Raw genomic sequence first — 2578 nt, forward strand, 5'->3', positions numbered from 1 at the left:
ACCGCCCAGCGATAGGCGTCGTCGATCTCCGGGGTGTTGGAGAGCGTGGAGAAGACAGACGAGTAGCTGCGGGCGTGCACGGCTTGCATGAAGGCGATGTTGGTGTAGACGGCCTCCTCGTGCTCGGTGCGCGCGTCCTGGATCTGTACGATCTCGCCGACCGTGGCCTGCACGGTGTCCAGCATGGTCAGACCGGTGAACACCCGCATGGTCAGGGTGCGTTCCTCGGCGGTGAGCCGCTGCTGCCAGGCGTTCACGTCGTTGGAGAGCGGGACCTTCTCGGGCAGCCAGAAGTTGGCGGTGAGCCGGTTCCACACCTCCAGGTCCTTCTCGTCGGTGACCCTGTTCCAGTTGACCGGCCGCAGCCGGGCGGTGGGGTCGTGGCGATACGACGGGGGAGTGACCGACAGGTCGGTCAGTGGGGTGGGGGCGGTGGTCATGGTGGGTGCGTTCCTCACAGCGTGCAGGACAGGCAGTTCTCGATCTCGGTGCCGGCCAGGGCTTCTTGGCGCAGCCGGATGTAGTAGAGGGTCTTGATGCCCTTGCGCCAGGCGTGGATCTGCGCCTTGTTCAGGTCGCGGGTGGTGGCGGTGTCGCGGAAGAAGAGGGTGCAGCTCAGGCCCTGGTCGACGTGCTGGGTGGCCGCAGCGTAGGTGTCGATGATCTTCTCGTAGCCGATCTCGTACGCGTCCTGGAAGTACTCCAGGTTGTCGTTGTCCATGTGCGGCGCCGGGTAGTAGACGCGGCCGAGCTTGCCCTCCTTGCGGATCTCCACCTTCGAGGCGACCGGGTGGATGGAGGCGGTGGCGTCGTTGATGTAGCTGATGGAGCCGGTGGGCGGGACGGCCTGGAGGTACTGGTTGTAGATGCCGTGCTCCTGCACAGACTTCTTCAGCTCTCGCCAGTCGGCCTGCGTGGGCAGGGTGATACCCGCGTCGGCGAACAGCTCCCGCCCGCGCTCGGTGGCCGGCTCCCACACCTGATCGGTGTACTTGTCGAAGTAGGAGCCGTCCGCGTACGCCGATGCCTCGAAGCCGTCGAAGGCGGTGCCGCGTGCGATCGCGATCCGGTTCGAGGCGTGCAGCGCGTGGTAGGCGACGGCGTAGAAGTACATGTTCGTGAAGTCGACGCCTTCCCTGCTGCCGTAGTGGATGTGCTGCGAGGCGAGGTAGCCGTGCAGGTTCATCTGGCCGAGACCGATGGCGTGGGAGAGGTCGTTGCCGTGTGCCACGGACGGCACGGCGTCGATGTGGGACTGGTCGGAGACGGACGTCAGCCCGCGCACCGCTGTCTCGACGGTGGCGCCGAGGTCGGGGGAGGCCATCGCGGCGGCGATGTTCAGCGAGCCCAGGTTGCAGGAGATGTCCTTGCCCACGGTCTCGTAGCCGAGCGAGACGTCGTACGTGCTGGGCGAGTTCACCTGGAGGATCTCCGAGCACAGATTGGACATGTTGATCCAGCCGGGGATCGGGTTGGCCCGGTTCACCGTGTCCTCGAACAGCAGGTACGGGTAGCCGGACTCGAACTGCAGCTCGGCGATCGTCTTGAAGAACTCGCGGGCGCTGAGCGTGGTCTTGCCGATACGGGGGTTGGCGACGAGGTCGTCGTAGTGCTCGCTGACCGAAAGATCGGACAGCGGCCTGCCGTACTCGCGCTCGACGTCGTAGGGCGAGAACAGGTGCATGTCCGCGTTGCGCTTGGCGAGTTCGAAGGTGATGTCCGGGACGACCACACCGAGGGAGAGGGTCTTGATGCGGATCTTCTCGTCCGCGTTCTCCCGCTTGGTGTCCAGGAACCGCATGATGTCCGGGTGGTGGGCATGCAGATAGACCGCGCCCGCGCCCTGCCGCGCGCCGAGCTGGTTGGCGTACGAGAACGAGTCCTCCAGCAGCTTCATCACCGGGACGACACCGGACGACTGATTCTCGATCTTCTTGATCGCAGCGCCCTGCTCGCGCAGGTTCGTCAGCAGCAGGGCCACACCGCCACCCCGCTTGCTGAGCTGCAGTGCGGAGTTGATGCCGCGTCCGATCGACTCCAGGTTGTCCTCCACCCGCAGCAGGAAGCAGGAGACCAGCTCGCCGCGCTGCGCCTTCCCGGCGTTGAGGAAGGTCGGGGTGGCGGGCTGGAAGCGGCCGGTCATCATCTCCTCGACCAGACGGGTCGCCAACCCCTCGTCACCGGCGCCGAGATACAGCGCTGTGGCGACCACCCGGTCCTCGTACCGCTCCAGATAGCGGGAGCCGTCGAAGGTCTTGAGCGTGTACGACGTGTAGTACTTGAACGCGCCGAGGAAGGTACGGAACCGGTGCTCGTGCGCGTACGCCTGCCGGTACAGGTCCTCCAGGAACTCCCACCGGTAGCGCCGGATCGGCGCCTCTTCGTAGTAGTCGTTCTCGATGAGGTAGTCGATCTTCTCCTTCAGTGTCCCGAACACCACCGTGTTCGGGTTGACGTGCTGGAGGAAGTACTGGCGTACGGCCTCACGGTCCTTGTCGAACTGGATGCGGCCGTCGCAGTCGTACATGTTCAGCATGGCGTTGAGCGCGTGGTAGTCCTTGCGGGTGCCGACCGACTC

General features: G+C 65.2%; 2 protein-coding genes. Both read right to left on the reverse strand.

The window, feature by feature from the left end; translation table 11 throughout:
* A partial coding sequence (locus tag CTZ28_RS46185) for a ribonucleotide-diphosphate reductase subunit beta (RefSeq protein WP_183154920.1) occupies positions 1 to 440 on the reverse strand: 440 nt, incomplete at its 3' end.
* 14 nt (positions 441 to 454) lie between these two features.
* A partial coding sequence (gene nrdE, locus CTZ28_RS46190) for a class 1b ribonucleoside-diphosphate reductase subunit alpha (protein ID WP_121895937.1) occupies positions 455 to 2578 on the reverse strand: 2124 nt, incomplete at its 5' end.

It is taken from the genome of Streptomyces shenzhenensis, from assembly GCF_003688995.1.
GTDB classification, from domain to species: domain Bacteria; phylum Actinomycetota; class Actinomycetes; order Streptomycetales; family Streptomycetaceae; genus Streptomyces; species Streptomyces shenzhenensis_A.